Origin of the sequence: Nonomuraea sp. WAC 01424, from assembly GCF_003947315.1 — a bacterium.
Taxonomy (GTDB): domain Bacteria; phylum Actinomycetota; class Actinomycetes; order Streptosporangiales; family Streptosporangiaceae; genus Nonomuraea; species Nonomuraea spiralis.
In genome coordinates, this window is the sequence record NZ_QHHZ01000047.1 from 1 (window position 1) to 3162 (window position 3162).

Consider the following 3162-nt stretch of genomic DNA (forward strand, 5'->3'; position numbering starts at 1 on the left):
GGATGCGGTTGCTGTTTGTTGTTTGAGATTTGCATAGTGGACGCGAGCATCTTTGTGGCCAAGTTTTTTAGGGCACACGGTGGATGCCTTGGCATCAGGAGCCGATGAAGGACGTGGGAGGCTGCGTTAAGCCTCGGGGAGTCGCCAACCAGACGTTGATCCGGGGATGTCCGAATGGGGAAACCCAGCACCAGTCATGTGGTGTTGCCTCCGCCTGAATGTATAGGGCGGTTGGTGGTAACGCGGGGAAGTGAAACATCTCAGTACCCGTAGGAAGAGAAAACAAAAGTGATTCCGTGAGTAGTGGTGAGCGAAAGCGGATGAGGCTAAACCGGGCGTGTGTGATAGCCGGCAGGCGTTGCATGTCCGGGGTCGTGGGACCCTCTGGTGGTTTCTGCCGAGACCACAAGAAGTTATAAACCTTTGAGGTAGTCGAAAGCTCTGGGAAGGGCTGCCGTAGACCGTGAGAGCCGGGTAGGCGAAATCTTGAAGGCTTCTTGAGGGGATCCCAAGTAGCACGGGGCCCGAGAAATCCTGTGTGAATCTGCCAGGACCACCTGGTAAGCCTAAATACTCCCTGATGACCGATAGTGCACGAGTACCGTGAGGGAAAGGTGAAAAGTGCCCCGGTGAGGGGTCGTGAAATAGTACCTGAAACCGTGTGCCTACAAGCCGTAGGAGCTTACAAGGATTTCGGTCCTTGTGTGATGTGACTGCGTGCCTTTTGAAGAATGAGCCTGCGAGTTATGGTGTGTGGCGAGGTTAACCCGTGTGGGGGAGCCGTAGCGAAAGCGAGTCTGAATAGGGCGTTTGAGTCGCATGCTGTAGACCCGAAGCGGAGTGATCTACGCATGGGCAGGTTGAAGCTCAGGTAAGACTGGGTGGAGGACCGAACCCACCAGGGTTGAAAACCTGGGGGATGACCTGTGTGTAGGGGTGAAAGGCCAATCAAACTCCGTGATAGCTGGTTCTCCCCGAAATGCATTTAGGTGCAGCGTCACGTGTTTCTTACCGGAGGTAGAGCTACTGGATGGCCGATGGGCCCGACAAGGTTACTGACGTCAGCCAAACTCCGAATGCCGGTAAGTGAGAGCGTGGCAGTGAGACTGCGGGCGATAAGGTTCGTAGTCGAGAGGGAAACAGCCCAGATCACCGACTAAGGCCCCTAAGCGTGTGCTAAGTGGGAAAGGATGTGGAGTCGCAGAGACAACCAGGAGGTTGGCTTAGAAGCAGCCACCCTTGAAAGAGTGCGTAATAGCTCACTGGTCAAGTGATTCTGCGCCGACAATGTAGCGGGGCTCAAGCACACCGCCGAAGTCGTGGCATTCAGTCTTTCGGGGCTGGATGGGTAGGGGAGCGTCGTGCAGCCGGCGAAGCAGCAGAGTGATCTAGTTGTGGAGGCTGTGCGAGTGAGAATGCAGGCATGAGTAGCGAATCGAGGGTGAGAAACCCTCGCGCCGGATGACCAAGGGTTCCTGGGGCAGGCTAATCCGCCCAGGGTAAGTCGGGACCTAAGGCGAGGCCGACAGGCGTAGTCGATGGACAACGGGTTGATATTCCCGTACCCGCTTTAACGCGCCCATATCGAACCTCGTGATGCTAAGAGTCCTTAGCTCGCCTAAAGCCTTCGGGCTTGGGGTCAGAGTGAACGCTCGATCCGATCGGGTAGTAGGTAAGCGATGGGGTGACGCAGGAAGGTAGTCCAGCCCAGGCGATGGTTGTTCCTGGGGTAAGCATGTAGGGAGCGAGGTAGGCAAATCCGCCTCGTATATATCCTGAGATGTGATGCCGAGCCGATTGTGGTGAAGTGGATGATCCTATGCTGCCGAGAAAAGCCTCTAGCGAGTGTTATGGCGGCCCGTACCCTAAACCGACTCAGGTGGTCAGGTAGAGAATACCAAGGCGATCGGGTGAACTGTGGTTAAGGAACTCGGCAAATTGCCCCCGTAACTTCGGGAGAAGGGGGACCTCTGCTGGTGATGAGTCTTGCACTCGGAGCTGGTGGGGGTCGCAGTGGCCAGGGGGAAGCGACTGTTTACTAAAAACACAGGTCCGTGCGAAGTCGTAAGACGATGTATACGGACTGACGCCTGCCCGGTGCCGGAACGTTAAGGGGACCGCTTAGCCAGCTTCGGTTGGCGAAGGTGAGAACTTAAGCGCCGGTAAACGGCGGTGGTAACTATAACCATCCTAAGGTAGCGAAATTCCTTGTCGGGTAAGTTCCGACCTGCACGAATGGCGTAACGACTTCCCCGCTGTCTCAACCGCAGACCCGGCGAAATTGCACTACGAGTAAAGATGCTCGTTACGCGCAGCAGGACGGAAAGACCCCGGGACCTTCACTACAGCTTGACATTGGCGTTTGGAACGTCTTGTGTAGGATAGGTGGGAGACTAGGAAGCTCGGACGCTAGTTCGGGTGGAGTCATTGGTGAAATACCACTCTGGTCGTTTTGAACGTCTAACTCTGGTCCGTGATCCGGATCGGGGACAGTGTCTGGTGGGTAGTTTAACTGGGGCGGTTGCCTCCTAAAAGGTAACGGAGGCGCCCAAAGGTTCCCTCAGCCTGGTTGGCAATCAGGTGTTGAGTGTAAGTGCACAAGGGAGCTTGACTGTGAGACTGACGGGTCGAGCAGGAGCGAAAGCTGGGACTAGTGATCCGGCATCGGCGTGTGGAAGCGGTGTCGCTCAACGGCTAAAAGGTACCCCGGGGATAACAGGCTGATCTTCCCCAAGAGTCCATATCGACGGGATGGTTTGGCACCTCGATGTCGGCTCGTCGCATCCTGGGGCTGGAGTAGGTCCCAAGGGTTGGGCTGTTCGCCCATTAAAGCGGTACGCGAGCTGGGTTTAGAACGTCGCGAGACAGTTCGGTCCCTATCCGCTGCGCGCGCAGGAGACTTGAAAGGAGCTGTCCCTAGTACGAGAGGACCGGGACGGACGAACCTCTGGTGTGCCAGTTGTACCGCCAGGTGCACGGCTGGTTGGCTACGTTCGGAAGGGATAACCGCTGAAAGCATCTAAGCGGGAAGCTCGCCTTGAGATGAGGTCTCCCACCACGTGAGTGGGTAAGGCTCCCGGTAGACGACCGGGTTGATAGGCCGGAGGTGGAAGCATGGTAACGTGTGGAGCTGACCGGTACTAATAGGCCGAGGACTTGACC

General features: G+C 56.4%; 1 rRNA gene. It reads left to right on the forward strand.

Features of this window, described 5'->3' with window-relative positions:
- Positions 1–56: 56 nt before the first annotated feature.
- Positions 57–3162 (forward strand): 23S ribosomal RNA (locus tag DMB42_RS52630); the annotation flags it as partial.